The organism is Bacillus sp. EB106-04-02-XG92 (genome assembly GCF_058791995.1).
Genome location: NZ_JBYTEA010000007.1, coordinates 23397 through 38672 on the forward strand (window position 1 = coordinate 23397; position 15276 = coordinate 38672).

Annotated in this window: 18 protein-coding genes; 13 read left to right on the forward strand and 5 right to left on the reverse strand. The window is 34.6% G+C overall.

The window, feature by feature from the left end; all coding sequences use genetic code 11:
• Positions 1-120 precede the first annotated feature (120 nt).
• Positions 121-990, reverse strand: coding sequence for a hypothetical protein (locus AC3WVA_RS18310; RefSeq protein WP_098346481.1), 870 nt, complete (start codon positions 988-990; stop codon positions 121-123).
• Positions 991-1234: 244 nt separating this feature from the next.
• Between AC3WVA_RS18310 and cbpA the strand changes: the two genes are divergently transcribed.
• The 4 genes from cbpA to AC3WVA_RS18330 all read left to right on the forward strand — a co-directional run bounded on the left by cbpA (position 1235) and on the right by AC3WVA_RS18330 (position 4595).
• On the forward strand, positions 1235-1882 hold the full coding sequence (cbpA, locus tag AC3WVA_RS18315) for a cyclic di-AMP binding protein CbpA (RefSeq protein ID WP_492322076.1): 648 nt from the start codon (positions 1235-1237) through the stop codon (positions 1880-1882).
• A 433-nt stretch (positions 1883-2315) separates the two neighbouring features.
• Complete coding sequence (brnQ4, locus tag AC3WVA_RS18320; RefSeq protein WP_408613116.1) at positions 2316-3653, forward strand: branched-chain amino acid transport system II carrier protein BrnQ4; 1338 nt, start codon at positions 2316-2318, stop codon at positions 3651-3653.
• Between the two features lie 66 nt (positions 3654-3719).
• Positions 3720-4049: a chaperone CsaA gene (gene csaA, locus AC3WVA_RS18325; RefSeq protein WP_048527442.1), complete on the forward strand. Its 330-nt coding sequence runs from the start codon at positions 3720-3722 to the stop codon at positions 4047-4049.
• An 18-nt stretch (positions 4050-4067) separates the two neighbouring features.
• On the forward strand, positions 4068-4595 hold the full coding sequence (locus AC3WVA_RS18330) for a DUF1572 domain-containing protein (protein WP_098346482.1): 528 nt from the start codon (positions 4068-4070) through the stop codon (positions 4593-4595).
• Here the strand turns inward: AC3WVA_RS18330 and AC3WVA_RS18335 are convergent.
• Positions 4568-4873, reverse strand: coding sequence for a permease (locus AC3WVA_RS18335; RefSeq protein ID WP_142321045.1), 306 nt, complete (start codon positions 4871-4873; stop codon positions 4568-4570). The two genes, AC3WVA_RS18330 and AC3WVA_RS18335, sit on opposite strands and share 28 nt — an antisense overlap.
• Positions 4874-4877: 4 nt before the next feature.
• Positions 4878-5174, reverse strand: coding sequence for a hypothetical protein (locus AC3WVA_RS18340; RefSeq protein ID WP_098521141.1), 297 nt, complete (start codon positions 5172-5174; stop codon positions 4878-4880).
• 88 nt (positions 5175-5262) lie between these two features.
• Between AC3WVA_RS18340 and spoIIP the strand changes: the two genes are divergently transcribed.
• The 5 genes from spoIIP to AC3WVA_RS18365 all read left to right on the forward strand — a co-directional run bounded on the left by spoIIP (position 5263) and on the right by AC3WVA_RS18365 (position 10174).
• Positions 5263-6417: a stage II sporulation protein SpoIIP gene (spoIIP, locus tag AC3WVA_RS18345; protein WP_071757946.1), complete on the forward strand. Its 1155-nt coding sequence runs from the start codon at positions 5263-5265 to the stop codon at positions 6415-6417.
• 224 nt (positions 6418-6641) lie between these two features.
• Positions 6642-7139 (forward strand): GNAT family N-acetyltransferase, encoded by a 498-nt coding sequence (locus tag AC3WVA_RS18350; RefSeq protein ID WP_048527447.1) that lies wholly within the window; start codon positions 6642-6644, stop codon positions 7137-7139.
• A gap of 11 nt (positions 7140-7150) precedes the next feature.
• Positions 7151-7891: a M15 family metallopeptidase gene (locus AC3WVA_RS18355; RefSeq protein ID WP_098346485.1), complete on the forward strand. Its 741-nt coding sequence runs from the start codon at positions 7151-7153 to the stop codon at positions 7889-7891.
• 23 nt (positions 7892-7914) lie between these two features.
• Complete coding sequence (locus AC3WVA_RS18360; RefSeq protein WP_071757948.1) at positions 7915-8361, forward strand: NUDIX hydrolase; 447 nt, start codon at positions 7915-7917, stop codon at positions 8359-8361.
• 337 nt (positions 8362-8698) lie between these two features.
• Entirely contained in the window at positions 8699-10174 is a 1476-nt protein-coding gene (locus AC3WVA_RS18365; RefSeq protein WP_098346486.1) for an amidase family protein, read from the forward strand.
• 29 nt (positions 10175-10203) lie between these two features.
• On the opposite strand, the gene AC3WVA_RS18370 is transcribed toward AC3WVA_RS18365, so the two are convergent.
• A complete protein-coding gene (locus AC3WVA_RS18370; protein WP_142321046.1) occupies positions 10204-11436 on the reverse strand; it encodes an MFS transporter in 1233 nt (410 codons plus the stop codon).
• Positions 11437-11710: 274 nt separating this feature from the next.
• Here AC3WVA_RS18370 and AC3WVA_RS18375 point away from each other — a divergent pair, with 274 nt between their 5' ends.
• The 4 genes from AC3WVA_RS18375 (at position 11711) to AC3WVA_RS18390 (ending at position 14726) form a co-directional block, all read left to right on the forward strand.
• A complete protein-coding gene (locus AC3WVA_RS18375; RefSeq protein ID WP_048527450.1) occupies positions 11711-12139 on the forward strand; it encodes an NfeD family protein in 429 nt (142 codons plus the stop codon).
• 2 nt (positions 12140-12141) lie between these two features.
• Positions 12142-13113, forward strand: coding sequence for an SPFH domain-containing protein (locus AC3WVA_RS18380; RefSeq protein ID WP_048527451.1), 972 nt, complete (start codon positions 12142-12144; stop codon positions 13111-13113).
• 239 nt (positions 13114-13352) lie between these two features.
• Positions 13353-13943, forward strand: coding sequence for a histidine phosphatase family protein (locus AC3WVA_RS18385; RefSeq protein WP_492322077.1), 591 nt, complete (start codon positions 13353-13355; stop codon positions 13941-13943).
• Positions 13944-13949: 6 nt separating this feature from the next.
• The gene (locus AC3WVA_RS18390; RefSeq protein ID WP_071717006.1) at positions 13950-14726 is read left to right on the forward strand and encodes a Cof-type HAD-IIB family hydrolase; all 777 of its coding nucleotides are present in this window, start codon (positions 13950-13952) and stop codon (positions 14724-14726) included.
• A 7-nt stretch (positions 14727-14733) separates the two neighbouring features.
• Here AC3WVA_RS18390 and AC3WVA_RS18395 read toward each other — a convergent pair whose 3' ends face one another.
• Positions 14734-15195 (reverse strand): DinB family protein, encoded by a 462-nt coding sequence (locus AC3WVA_RS18395; protein ID WP_098346488.1) that lies wholly within the window; start codon positions 15193-15195, stop codon positions 14734-14736.
• Positions 15196-15276 lie beyond the last annotated feature (81 nt).

Consider the following 15276-nt stretch of genomic DNA (forward strand, 5'->3'; position numbering starts at 1 on the left):
GTCAAAGAAAAAGGGTAAATATTGGTATGTTTCTGCAATAGTTTTTGAATGTGCTGTTATTTTGTCCGCTATACAAAAGGAATAACCCCCTACTTTCAGATTATAGAGGGTTATTTCAAATTAAGGTTTTGGAATACTTCTCGTTAAAGCGTATGATTGTTGTTTAACGTGGTTTGTCGTCCACAGTGTTTGAAGGAACGAGAGTATGCAATACGGGATATACAAAAGCAATAAGCTAATTGTAATAATAATAGGTGCATTCCCGCCGAATTGAACGATAAATTGCAGTAGTCCGCTTGCATGAAAAACGCATTCCATAAAAACGAATGAAAGTATAATGGAACCTAAAATAGATTTGTGATTCGAAGTAAGTGCTAAAAACAATGTATCTACAAGGAAAGAAGATTGTTTTATTTCATATTCATTTGTGTTACTTAAGAACGGAATCCATTTTTTTATGGCTTGCATAACGATAATCATGGAAGTACTACAAACGATGATAAAAGATGAGTAGTAAGGAAGTTTTATAAAGTTTGCTATGTATAGGAGTAGTAATAAGACTGAGCATTGCAATAATACAGTACAAAAAGAGTAAGGTATCCATCTTAATAAGGAAGCGAACTTTTTAACCGAATGAGGTGCTTTAAAAAATAAATGGCCGATCCCTAAACTGATGAAGAATCCGATTGCAAGAGTAAAGGTAAAACGAACGATCGATAAAAAATATATTTCCCATATGTAAGGGAATAACGGTGTTGAATGATTCGAAGTATGTACCATCTGATTTACTGAGAAAAAGATAGATTCGTGCATCCAATCAATCTTTGGAACTGTCATAGAAGAAAGTTGTGCGAAGTTATGAAAAATGCTTATAAAGCCAGTTATGTAAGAGTATTTATGTGTAATGAATAATGCCGGAATAGGACTGATGATAAATATAATGAGAACACCAACGATAAATTTATATATATGTGAGCGCAATAAAGACATGTAATCACCTACTCTTTGAATATTCAGAAAATTATTATTCTTATTTTAGCTTTTTTCGGCGTAAGTTACAATATATTTTTCTTAAAGAAGTTTAGTATTGTACGGGATATAAGTGAATGAAACGTGAATAAATTATGACAAGAAAATGAATAATTTTCAGAAAAGTAAAATAAATTATTTATTTTTTTCTGAAAATATAATATAGTTATGGCACAGAAAGTATTTTAACATAAGGAGGCTGTTTATGAGGATTAAAGGGAATTATGTACCGAAAAGGGAAGTTTTATTTTGCTCAAGTTCAATTACAATAGGGGAGGCACTGGAGCATTTAAATAAAACTGGTTATCGTTGTGTACCGGTTTTAGATGAAAAAAAAGAGAAATATTTAGGGAATGTATACAAAGTAGATATTTTAGAATATAAAGGTTCGCTGGAAGAGAGCGTCATACAATTATTAAACGATAAAGAAGGTTATGTTAGAGAAGATTCTTCGTTCTTTAAAGTATTTTTTACAATAAAAAAATTACCTTATTTATCAGTAGTTGATGAAAAAGGAATCTTTCTTGGAATTTTAACACATAAAAAAGTTTTCGAGTTATTAGAAGATGCTTGGGGCGTTCATTCTAGTAAATATTCTGTCATGATTGGGACGCAGGATTATAATGGGGCCATTCAAAAATTATCCACTGTATTAAAAAAATATACAGGTATTCAAAGTTTGATGACTTTTGATAATGATGCCTTATTAGTTCGAAGAATTATGTTTACATTAGGAGAAGAGTTTAACGACGATGAATTAGAGACGTTATTGAAAGATTTAGAAGATCACGGATTTAGAGTTGTATATGTGGAAGAGATGAAAAATCCACGTGAAATTGAAACGATAGAGTAACATGCAAAAGCCATCTAATTATGTTGGATGGCTTTTGCATGTTACGTGTATAAAATTATTTAAAAATAATGATGAGGTAAAAATTGAGATTGTAACAAAATTTGTGTAAAAGAATAAAAAAAGTAGATAATTTTGATTTTCAAAAAAATCAATTTGAAAATATGTTTTTATTTTTCAACTAAATATGTTACTATATGTGTGATAAAAACAAAGAGGTCTGACAACTATACTCCACGCAATACCACTCTAATGAGTTAAATATTCAAAAAAATCAAAAAAATAGTTGGAGTAAGAATAAGGGGAATGGAGAAATTATGGAGAAAGACACTGCTTTGTAAGGGGCATATTTTATCAGCTTGAGCAGAGAGGAGGATGCATAGCATATTGTGAAAATAAAGATAAACAATGAAAAAGTGCTATGCAAATGAAAAGTATGAAGGGACGTTTAAGGCCAGGTGATACGGTAGCAATTGGTTTAATGTTATTTGCACTATTTTTAGGAGCAGGAAATTTAATTTTCCCACCAGTTTTAGGGCAACAAGCTGGAGAGAATGTTTGGATTGCTACAATTGGATTCCTAGTAACGGGAGTCGGATTACCCCTATTAGCTGTAACAGCTGTCGCGTTTGTAGAGGGGGACTTGAAAGCGCTATCTTCTAGAGTTCACCCTTTATTCGCGTTTATTTTCCCATTGATTAGTTATTTAGCAATTGGACCATTTTTCGCGATTCCGCGTACTGGAGCCGTTTCATTTGAAATGGGTATGAAGCCATTTTTATCAGAGGCACTGGTTTCCGAGTGGTACATGCTATTTCTTTTCACTATAATTTTCTTCGGAATAACGTGGTATTTATCATTAAATCCATCTAAATTAGTGGATTGGTTCGGGAAATTTCTTACACCATTGTTAGTATTGATTGTTGCTGTAATTGTCGGAAAGGCAATTATTGATCCAATTGGAGAACCGGCTGCGCCGCTAGCAGCTTACAAAGAAAATGCTTTCTTTGGTGGATTTATTCAAGGATATTTAACGATGGATGCAATTAGTGCACTTGTATTTGGAATTGTCGTTGTACAAGTTATTCGCTCTAAAGGAATAAAAGAAAGTAGTCAAATTGCAAAAATAACAGTAGTATCAGGTATTATTGCAGTACTTGGTTTAACGTTAATTTATTTATCACTTGCTTATCTTGGTTCAACAAGTACATCACTTGGAGTATCAGAGAATGGTGGACTTATTTTAACGAATGTTGTAAATGAGTTATATGGAACAAGTGGTAAAATTTTATTAGGGCTCGTTATTATCCTTGCTTGTTTAACAACTTCGGTTGGATTAACATCAGCTTGTGCGGGCTTCTTTACAAATTTATTCCCTAAACTTTCGCATAAAGCGATTGTAACAATGGTTTGTGTGTTTAGTTTAATTGTATCTAACCTAGGTTTAACACAATTAATCGCAGTTACATTACCAGTGTTAATGATCATTTATCCAGTTGCAATCGTATTAATCGTACTTTCTTACTTCCATAAATGGATTGGAAAGCGTAATACCATTTATATTGGAGCTATTTTAGGTGCATTGTTAATTAGTTTCTTTAACGGTTTAGAAAGTGCAAATATTAAAATTGACGCGATTTCTAACGTACTACAAATGTTACCATTATATAAAGAAGGAATAGGATGGTTAATCCCATCATGTATTGGCGGGATTCTCGGTTTCTTCTTCTATAAATCAAATGAATCAAGTGAATTGCAAAAGAAAGGTGCTTAGGCGCCTTTCTTTTTTAAAAGGGAATTTTTTTGTTTTGTCTAAGTAATAATTGGGAGGAATGAAAAAATGGCTAATTTTGAAGATTTTTTAAATTTGGATGTAAGAATTGGAACGGTAACACGTGCAGAGGAATTCAAGGAAGCGAGAGTTCCAGCGATTAAACTAGAAATTGATTTTGGAGAGCTTGGAAGTAAGCAGTCAAGTGCTCAAATTACAAAAAGATACAATCCAGAAGATTTAGTTGGACAACAAATCGTTGCAATTGTAAACTTTCCACCGAAGCGCGTGGCTGGTTTTAAATCAGAAGTACTTGTGCTTGGCGGAGTACCTGAAGCGGGTGATGTAGTATTGCTTCAGCCTAATATGGAATTACCAAATGGAACAAAAATTAGTTAATGTAAAGGCAGGGGTAACATGGATATCGGACGAGAATATTTACAATGTGCCATTTCGAATTTTGAAGCAACAAAGAAACAAGGGGAACGGGTGCTGTCACAATTATCATATGAACAGCTTGAATGGTCTTCTCATGAAGAAACAAATAGCATAGCAATTATAATTAAGCATTTGCACGGTAATATGCGTTCTAGATGGACGGATTTTTTAACATCTGATGGTGAAAAAGTAGATCGTAACCGAGATGCTGAATTTGAAGGTGGTTATTCTTCTAAGGAAGAGGTTCTCATAGCGTGGCATGAAGGATGGGAATATGTTTTTAAAACGATGAATATGCTAACGCCGGAACATTTATTACAGACGGTATATATTCGCGGTGAAGCGCAAACTGTTATGCAAGCAATTGAAAGACAAATTTCTCATTATGCTTTGCACATAGGCCAAATGATTTATGTCGGTAAAATGTTAAAAGAAAATGATTGGGAATGTTTAAGTATTCCTAGAGGGAAGTCTAACTTTCATTTAGAGAAAAAACGTTCAACATAATAATATGAAAGAAACCGATATAAAATTGGAAGTAAGAAAATAAGCCAAATGATAGATGGCTCTGCAGTCATAAGAATGTTACCAACAATCAGCCCATATATAATAAGAAAGAAATTAATAAGTGTATTCACAGGGATAAATCGTGAGATGAAAACTTGCTGTCGTTTAAAACAATCACTATGAAATACATAAAAGCGGAAGTACCATGTGGTAGTAATAAGATCTTTCTTTCGCGTAATTCTTTTTTTGCAGTTATGACAGATGAACGGTGGTCGCATTTCATTACGCTCCATTTTTTATATTTTTAATAATGTAAGACAAAAGTAGGTATAAGGTGTATATCCCTATATATGCTCCTGAAATAAGAAAAAATGGATTTAATAAAATTCCATGAATGCTTGTCATAAAAACTAAATCTTGCATTAAAACATCATATATATGAATAGAAATAATTGTACCGAGTACATAAAGTGTTAAGTACGCTGAAATATGTAACACAACGCGGGCTGTAGGATGCTTAGCGAGCCAATAAAAAATAAATGATAGTACAATGGGTAATGTTCCTATTAGTAGCTTCAATTCATTTCACCTCATTAACAATATAGCCGGAATTTAGACGGTCTATTCTCTAGAGCTTGTACATAACTTGAAATAGAGAGGTGATAGTATGAATCGAGGCTTTTTTTATGTGAAATTCACGAGTGTACGTAAGTTAGTATTATTTATTATTGCTACAGTACTAGCGACTTTTTTTCTTATTAGTATGATGGTAACCTCTATGAAAGAGACAAAGTCAACGTATTTATATAATTGGTTAAATGAGTTATCGATGAATGGTTACATGTACGTTCTTGGGAAAGAGAATCATTATTTTACACAGGAATATCGAAATTTAAATCAAGATTTTTCAATCTCTTCGTTTCTCTTTTCTATGGCTACGAATATTCGTTTTAACGATGTACGCAGTTTTGTCGGCAAAGAGTTACCTGGTTTCGGTAAGTACGATACAGAAATTGTTATTGCGGGTGAAGGAACAAATTATTCTAACTTGCCTATAGAGTCGAGCGTTCCACTTGAAGAAGTAGTAAAAGAACGGACTGGAGAAGGTGGACAGGCTCAAAAGCAGGATACGAATAAAGAGAAAAAGCAACCAGCTCAAACGACAGGAAAACGCCAGGTTGCATTTATTTATCATTCGCATAGCTGGGAATCTTATTTGCCGTTATTGAATTTAACAAATGATCCAAATCCGAATAAAGCGACAAGTTCCGTAACGAATATTTCAATAGTCGGCGACCGATTTCGTGAACAATTAGCAAGTGAAGGGATTGGAGCTACTAACGACAAGACTGATGTCGGTCAAAAGTTGATTAGTAAAGGATTAAATAGTAATAGTTCTTATAAAATGTCACGAGAAATTGTACAAGAAGCAATGACTGGCAATAAAGAACTGCAATACTTCTTTGACTTACATCGTGATAGTGCTCGGAAAAATGTAACGACAAAAACAATTGGAGATAAATCATATGCAAAGCTTGCTTTCGTAATAGGAAAAGGAAATAAAAACTATGAAAAGAATTTACAATTAGCAACGGCATTACACGAGACAATTAATAAGAAATATCCAGGAGTTAGTCGTGGTGTCATTCAAAAAGGGTTCCAAACAGGCAATGGAGTCTATAATCAAGATTTGTCAGGGCAAGCAATATTAATTGAAGTTGGTGGTGTAGATAATACAGAGGAAGAACTAAATCGATCGATTGATGCACTTGCTAAAGCGTTTGGTGAATATTTCTGGCAGGCCGAAAAGGTGAATGGGTAAAGTAAAACAAAAATGAGTGGGAGAGTCTGAAAAAACGTAAGTGTAGTGCTTACGTTTTTTTGTAATTGATGAGACGTCACAGAAAAGACATAATTTATCGATGTTATAGTAATATCGAAATTTGTCAAATTATACTGGGGGATTTACAAAGGGATTTTCGAGAAAGTAGAGAAAATCTTTTTACAAGGAAAACTTTTTATTCTAAAACTGGTAGGGTGATTGAAGTGATTAGGGAGATCAAAATAGAAGATGCAGCACCATTTTTGCAATTAAGTAAGCAACTAGACGAAGAAACGAAATTTATGTTATACGAACCAGGAGAAAGAAAATTTACAGCCGAGCAACAAGAAAAAATGATTCATCGCTTTATAGAAAATAAGTATGCAACGATATTGGTAGCAGTTGAAGAAGAGAGGATAGTAGGGTTTATCTTAGTGAATGGAAATCATATTCAAAGAAAGAGACATGTAGCAAGTATTGTAATTGGTATTTTGCAAGAGTATAGCGGGCGAGGTATTGGCACGAGGTTGTTTAAAGAGGCTGAGAAGTGGGCAAGATTACATGATGTATGGCGTTTAGAATTAACGGTAATGGCCCACAATACAAGAGCTCAGGCACTATATAAAAAAGCTGGATTTGAGAAAGAAGGTGTCAAAAGAGCTTCTCTTATTATCGATGGAGAGAATATCGATGAGTATGAAATGGCCAAATTATTAAAATAAGAGGTCGTTATATGAAAAAAAGATGGACACTACTTGGTATCGTAGCGATGGTACTTATTGTTGGAGTAGCAGGAATCAATTATAAAATGTATAAGGATAAGCAGGCGCGCGAGGTAAATGTAAATAATATATTTCCGAAAGCAAAAGAAACGATTGCGAATATGGATGGTGATATTGCAGTAATTAGTAATCCGAATTCGATGCTTGTCCTTGTGAATAAAAGTAGGCGTTTGCCAGATGGGTACAGACCGCCAGATTTAGTTATTCCGAAAGTGCGCTACTCAAGTGAAGGTGATCAAGAAAAGAAAAAAATGAGGAAAGAAGCAGCAGGAGCGCTAGAGGAAATGTTTCAGCAAGCTGATAAGGAGCGCATTTTCTTATTTGCAGTCTCTGGATTTAGATCTTTTGATCGACAAAAAGCATTAAATACGATGTACAAAAAACAAGATGGAGAAGCAAAAACAGCGATGTCTAGTGCAGTTCCTGGAACGAGTGAACATCAAACAGGGCTTGCTATGGATATTACATCTCAATCTGCTAAGTTTCAGTTAGAGACCGTTTTTGGTGAAACGAAAGAAGGGCAGTGGCTTTCTGAAAATGCCCATAAATTTGGTTTTGTTATTCGATATACAAAAGAGAAAGAATCTCTTACGGGCTATCGATTTGAACCATGGCACGTGAGGTATGTGGGAAATCCACAAGCTACATATTTATATGAAAATCAACTGACGCTTGAAGAGGTAACAGAGTGAACAATTGAGGGGAGAGAAGGATTATGACGATGTTATATAAGAAAAAAGTACACGCATATGTGACAAGAGAAAAAGAGGGAGTTATGCAATTACTTGTTTTTAAACATCGTGATATACCTGAAGCTGGTATACAAATACCAGGGGGGACGGTTGACGAAGGGGAAACGTTAGAAGTAGCGATTTTACGTGAAGTACAAGAAGAGTCTGGATTACGTCATTTATGTATAGAGCGTTTTCTAGCAGATTATATTATACATGTGAAGGACAAACAGGAATATGAAAAACGTCACTTTTTTCACGTAACATTACTAACAGATGTAAAGGATACGTGGGAACATATTGTAAGTGCCGGTGAGGAAGATGAAGGTTTAGTATTTTGCTACGAATGGATTGATATTGCAAAATGTCCTGAATTAGCCGGGAAACAAGGGGAGTTTTTACATCTGTTAGAAGAAGTATACGTGCAGTAATAATTGGGTCTGAAGCGAAGGTGAACTCATTTCAGACTTTTTTTATTTTTCAGGAAATAAAAGGTTTTTACACTGGTAAATTGAATTCTTTTAAAGGGATTGTAGTTGTATATGCGAGGAGCGGAGAAAATGAAAACGAATAGGTACATGTAATCAATAAAAGGCTTTATCCCACTTTAATGGGCAGTAAGACCTCCACCTCAAAATGCAGCGAAAGCAAAGAAGTTAGGTGGGGGATCAACTGCCCATAAAAGTCCGATTGGTTCAACTAATAATCAGTGGGGGATGAAGAAAACCCCCACTGATTAAAGTTTCACTTTATAGAAGGAGAGTGACGATGGAGATTCAATTTAATGCACAATTAAAAAAAGAATTAACAATTCATGATATACAAGCAGCAATGGAAGCTGGGCAATTATCTTCAAAAGAATTAGTTATGTATTATCTTCATAGAATCGCAAAGTATGATCAAGATGGACCAAAAATTAATTCTATTTTAGAAATCAATCCAGACGCTATTTTTATTGCAGAAGCGTTAGATTATGAAAGAAAGATAAAAGGTATAAGAGGTCCATTACATGGTATACCTGTTTTACTTAAAGATAATATTGAGACGAATGATTCCATGCATACAAGCGCAGGCACGATTGCTTTAGAACAAAATATTAGTAGTGAAGATGCATTTCTTGTGACGAAACTGCGAGAAGCAGGAGCAGTCATAATAGGAAAGACAAATATGACAGAATTAGCAAATGCAATGTCTTTTGAAATGTGGGCTGGATATAGTGCAAGAGGTGGACAAACAATAAACGCTTACGGTACAGGTGAGGATGACATGTTTGTTGGAGGCTCAAGTACAGGATCTGCGATAGCAGTTGCTGCTAACTTTACAGTAGTATCTGTTGGAACTGAAACAGATGGTTCTATTTTAAGTCCAGCTGTTCAAAACTCTGTAGTAGGTATTAAACCGACTGTCGGTTTAATTAGTCGTAGAGGTATTATTCCGTTTACGTATTCGCAAGATACAGCGGGGCCATTTGCTAGAACAGTAACAGATGCAGCTATTTTGCTAGGGAGTTTAACTGGAGTAGATGAGAAAGATGTAGCTACTCATAAAAGTGAAGGGATAGCAGAACGTGATTTTACAAAATATCTTGATGTTAACGGTTTACATGGAGCAAAGATTGGAGTATATAGTAATGCACCAAAAGATTATTATGAAACTGGTGAGTATGATGAAAAATTGTTTAAGGAAACGATTGAAGTATTGCGTAGTGAGGGAGCAACAGTAGTAGAAAATATTGATATTCCGTCTTTTCATAGAGAATGGAGCTGGGGAGTATCGCTTTATGAACTAAAGCATAGTTTAGATAACTATCTTTCTAAATTACCTTCTACTATGCCAGTACATTCTATTTCAGAGTTAATGGCGTTTAATGAAAACATAGCTGAACGAGCTTTGAAATATGGACAAACTAAGTTGGAGAGAAGAAAAGATTTTCCTAATACGTTAAGGACTCCAGAATATTTAAATGCACGATTAGAAGATATATATTTTTCACAAGAACAAGGTATTGATTTTGCATTGGAAAAATATAATCTTGATGCAATTCTATTCCCTTCTTATATCGGATCCACTATATGTGCGAAAGCAGGTTATCCATCTATAGCGATACCAGCGGGATATATGGATAACGGGAGACCATTTGGAGTTACGCTTGCAAGCACTGCTTTTTCGGAGGGGACTTTAATTAAACTCGCATACGCTTTTGAACAAGCGACAAAGCATCGGAAATCTCCTAACTTATCATAAATAAAATAAATAGGGCAGGAAATCCTGTCCTATTTATTTTGTTCATTAAAGTGAAATGTTTTTTGTTTTGTCTTATCATATTTTAATAAGTTAAATGATAAACAAGCAGAGCACAATATAAGGAGTGAAGCGAGAATATAAATCGTACGAACACCGAACAAATCGGTAATAATGCCAACACTCAGCATAGAAAGACCAGAAGCTGTCGAGAGGAGTGCACCATGAGCTGTATACATTTTTGATAGTAAAGTAGGAGCGACACTTGTTTGTAGCACGGTCGTTTGAGAGATATCTCTAATTTGATAACATGGACCCATTAGAACACATAGGAATAGCGCAATAAACCCACTACTCGTCATACCATATAAAAATGTAAGAATACTAAACAGAAGAGAGCCTATCGCCATAGAACGTATTAAATTATTTTGAATGTATGTACTCATTTTCCACGCTAAAATTCCTCCAATTAATGTTCCGACATAATAACTTGTATTAATATATCCCCACCATTCTTCTCCTTTATGAAGGACAGTCGTTACATAAGCCATCGTAATAGCGCCAATCCAAATCGTCCCTGCAAAAGTTTCCATTAAGTCCATACATGTGACGGTACGGAGAGATGGGTTTTGAAATAAGAGTTTCCAACCTTCCAATAAAGCAGCACCTTTTGAAGAAGAAGGCTCTATTACTCGTTCATTATGTATGGAACGCAATGAAACGTGTAGTGCAATACATCCAAAAATCATCAAAATGTTATTCATCATGAGTGTAGAGGTAGCGCCGATAAGGAGAACGATAACACTTGTAAATGAATAAGCAGCGGCTTGCGCAATTTGTGTGGAAAAGGAAAAAACACTATTTACTTTTACTAAATTTTCTTGTGGTGTAAGGCGCGGTAGAATACCGTAAAGTAATGGAGCGCTCCAGCCACTACATAATGAAATGAAAAAAATGAAAATGAATAGCGATACAATGTTTGTGGACAGGGATGGGAATAATATCATTAATAAAAATAAGAGAGCTGTTTTTGTCCATTGTAGTGTAAAAAGTAATGAATAAGATGAAAAACGATTCATGATAAGTGGTGCAGATGTATTTGCTATAAGATTAGTTATGACCTGGAGTAATGGAAACAGAGCAGTTAATGTAGCTGATTTTGTTGTGATATACATATGGGTTGTAATAATCATGATGTATACGATGTCAGCGAGAGTAATACATATTTTCGATCCTAAATAGTAAGTTAATGAACGATTTTGCAATAAGCACACCGCCTTCCTAAAAATAATATTTCAGTATTTAAAATAATTATAATTTGAAAATTAAATTTTCGGAAGAATTTCATTTTTTGTCACTTTTTGAAAGGAATTTTCATGTATAATGAAGAATATATTAATATAGTATTTTAATAATACTCATTATAACAGTGAATATGTACAATAGCTCGTAGTAAGCGCCCACGTATTAGAAAGGGCGGATAAACCATTCTTTTCTTCATATACATATAGAAAATGAGAAAGAAAGTGAGGGTTGCATATGGCTGCTTGGGTAATATGGTTTATAATAGCTGGTATTTTATTTATTGCAGAAATGTTGTCGATTACATTTTATATGCTTTGGCTTGGAATTGGGGCTGTTGTCGGAGGTCTAATAGCTTTGTTTGCTCCCGAAGCACTACTGTTACAAGTTATTGTCGGTGCGATTGTAAGTTTAACATTGACTTTCTTTACGAAAAGAATTTCAAAAAACTTTCGAGAAGCAAAAGGTTTTACAGATACGGTAGATATGCTAGTCGGTAAAAAAGGGACTGTCATGCAAGCGATTACAAATAAGGCGAATGGTATTGTGAAGGTGGATGGAGATACTTGGACAGCTACCGCAGATGATCCAATTGATGCTGGAGAAAAAGTTATTGTTATAAAGAGGCATAGTACTATATTACAAGTAAAAAAGGAGAGTGAATAAATATGGTAGTAGGATTAACATTAACCATTATTTTCGCACTAATTGTTGTTACATTTATCGCGTTAACAATTAAAATTATTCCACAGCAAAAAGTTGGAGTCGTTGAAAGATTTGGTAAGTTTCAACGTGTTATGCAGCCAGGATTAAATTTATTAATCCCGATTGTAGATCGAGTTCGTGTATACCATGACTTACGTATTCAACAAACGAATGTACCACCGCAAAAGGTAATTACGAAAGATAATGTACAAGTAGAGATTGATACAATTATTTTCTATCAAATTGTGGAACCGGAACTTGCGACATATGGTATTTCGAATTATGAATATGGTGTTCGTAACATTACTTCTGCAACGATGCGTCAAATCATTGGTAAGATGGAACTGGATGAAACGTTATCAGGTCGTGAAAAAATTTCAACAGAAATTCGCTTAGCACTTGATGAAGCAACAGAAAAATGGGGCGTTCGTATTGAACGTGTTGAAGTTGTTGATATTAATCCGCCGAAAGATGTGCAAGCATCAATGGAAAAACAAATGAAAGCAGAGCGTAATAAACGTGCAATCATATTAGAAGCGGAAGCCGCAAAACAAGATAAAGTCCTTCGTGCTGAAGGTGAAAAGCAAAGTAAAATCCTAATGGCTGAAGGGGATAAAGAAGCACGTATTCGAGAAGCGGAAGGTATTAAAGAAGCAAAAGAATTAGAAGCGCAAGGGGAAGCGAGAGCGATTGAGGAAATTGCAAAAGCAGAACAAAATCGAATTGAATTACTTCGTGCAGCGAATTTAGATGAGCGTGTACTTGCTTATAAATCATTTGAATCATTGATTGAGGTTGCGAAAGGGCCAGCAAATAAAGTCTTTATTCCATCTAATGCAATTGAAACACTTGGTACTCTCGGGGCAATTGGAGAAATTTTTAAAGAAAAACAGGCGAAGAGATTGCCTTCGTCAGATACACCAAACGAACAATAAGAGTGGAAAGAGAAATGGTAAGCCGTTTCTCTTTTTATTTTTGAGCTGAATAAAAAATAGTAGCATCTTTGCTACTATGGATAGGACTTTTTTGTATGGCCCGTTTGAAAGAATAATAAGTTTAGACTGCTTGGAAATGTTAAGTTGAACAACTGTTATAGAAAGCTATTTTGTTTCGGAAGATTAAGAATATGGTATAATGAGATTTTATGGATATTGAACAGGGGAGTGGAGAATACATGCAAATACTACTAATACGCCACGGAGAATCAGAAGCTGATATCTTAAACGTACATGAAGGACGAGCTGACTTTGAATTAACAGAAAAGGGAAGGCAACAAGTGCAAAGGCTTGTACGGAAGGTGAAAGCAGATTTTCCGCCAGATTTCATTTGGGCAAGTACATTAAAACGTGCTTGTGAAACGGGTGAAACATTAGCGGAAGGAATTGGGTGTCCAATTCAATTAGAAGAGGAATTAATGGAGTTCAATAATGGAGTACAAGCAGGTCTTTCATTTGAAGAAGCAAAGAAATATCCAGAGCCAAAGTTTCTGCATGATCGTTATGAAAACGGGGAATCGTTTATTGAATTTAGAATGAGAATAGAAGGAATCTTTTCTAAAATCGTGACAGAGAATACATATGAACGAATTGCTATTGTTGCACATGGCGGTGTAATAAATAGCCTATTACGTGCGTTTTTCAAAATGCCCATTTCAATGGATTATTATTTTAAAATGGGAGATACGGGAATCAGCTTACTTGAAATGGATGGCGAACAAAAAACGGTACATTTTATTAATGATAAGAATCATTTAGACGGGATGTAAAGATCAATGTATAAAGTAGTGTTCTTTGATGTTGATGGTACTCTTTTAAGTGAGATTGACAGAAGTATGCACGAAAGTACAAAAGAAGCGATACAAAGATTAATAGAAAAAGGGATTCACGTAGTTGTTACAACAGGGAGACCATATAGCTTATGCGCGCAATTTAAAGAGATGGGCATACATACAATTATTTCAGCAAATGGTGCGCATATTAAGTGTGGAGAAACTGTTATACATAAATCGGTACTTTCAAGTGAAATCGTTCATGATATCTCAGAGTTTGCAGAATTACATGGTCACAGTATTTCTTATTTTACTGAAGGTTTTGCAATGAACGGAATAGCTTCAAATAATGAGCGTGTAATACAAGCGCTTAGCGAGACGTTACATTTAAAGGAGTACCCTGAAAAAAGCAAGGATTTGTCTAAAGAGATTTATTGTTTATGTCTGTATGCGGATGAAATGGAATCTCAAAAATTTATTGAAAAGTATCCAATGCTTACATTCGAACGTTTTCATGGTTATGTGATAAATGTATTGGAAGATAGTAAAGTATCGAAGCTAACTGCAATTCAAAAAGTATTGGAGCATTTAAATATTTGTAAATCAGAAGCGATTGCTTTTGGTGACGGTAGAAATGATATTGAGATGTTGCAGTATGTAGGATTAGGTATTGCGATGGGGAATAGCGGAGAAAAGTTAAAAACAAGAGCTGATTTCGTTACAAAGAAGGCGAGCGAAGGTGGTATTTTGTGTGCCTTAGAGAAATTTCATGTTGTCTAACATACCTTTATTGAAATAAAGGTATGTTAGGATCTTTCATATGCTCACATAGTAAAATATGAATTTGCCCACGATGATGATAAAAGTGCGCAACAATTTCAAGCAACCATTCAAAGCATGAATAAGAAATACCCCAATAAGCAGTCTTAATTTCTGCTAATTGTTCATTGGAATAGGATAAAAAAGTTTTAGAAAGTAAATCGTAGCCCTGTATCATCGTTTGTTGCATTTGCGTAATTGTTTCGGGTGTTTGTTCTTTATAGAAAGTATGTAGTTGTTTTTCTGTAATACCATTTAAAATGAGTAGATCTGCATGGCAAATAAGAGAAAGATGTGCACACATTTCAAATACAGATCGCTTTGCGTGAATGGGCTGTATTTTTAAATCGGCTTCATTATATTGGTTAAACATTTGAATAGAAGTATCAACAGCAACTTTAAGTTGATGCAAGGCAGATTCTACAAACATTGTAATTCTCCTCATCTCCGTATATAATAATTTCTTAAGGGTATTATATCATACTTAAAATTCCGAAAATTCTAGTAGTTT